Annotated in this window: 2 tRNA genes and 1 rRNA gene; all 3 read right to left on the bottom strand. The window is 49.8% G+C overall.

Annotated features, from left to right (window positions below):
• Nucleotides 1-43: 43 nt before the first annotated feature.
• Nucleotides 44-119: transfer RNA gene (locus tag QFI97_RS00055), tRNA-Ala, on the bottom strand.
• A gap of 110 nt (nt 120-229) precedes the next feature.
• Nucleotides 230-306, bottom strand: a tRNA-Ile gene (locus tag QFI97_RS00060).
• Between the two features lie 69 nt (nt 307-375).
• Nucleotides 376-478, bottom strand: a 16S ribosomal RNA gene (locus tag QFI97_RS00065); the annotation flags it as partial.

The raw sequence follows: 478 nt of genomic DNA on the forward strand, positions 1-478 counted from the left end.
TTCAGGAACACTCGGAAGTTTTCTTGTTTTGAGCAGTAAAGGATGGTGGAGCTATGCGGGATCGAACCGCAGACCTCCTGCGTGCAAGGCAGGCGCTCTCCCAGCTGAGCTATAACCCCATCGTAATGCTAATCTCTTGTACCGGTAATTCAGACTGAGACAAGGCGTGGAAGGACGAAGCATACTGAAGTATGCGAGTCGTTTCACAACGCAGTATTCAGGATGAATTTGGTAGGCCTGAGTGGACTTGAACCACCGACCTCACCCTTATCAGGGGTGCGCTCTAACCACCTGAGCTACAAGCCTGCAGAGATTTTTACTGCTTATTTTTCATCAGACAATCTGTGTGGACACTACAAAGGCAGGTTCTTCAGGTAAGGAGGTGATCCAACCGCAGGTTCCCCTACGGTTACCTTGTTACGACTTCACCCCAGTCATGAATCACAAAGTGGTAAGCGCCCTCCCGAAGGTTAAGCTA

Origin of the sequence: Klebsiella scottii (genome assembly GCF_036561945.1) — a bacterium.
GTDB lineage: Bacteria > Pseudomonadota > Gammaproteobacteria > Enterobacterales > Enterobacteriaceae > Klebsiella > Klebsiella scottii.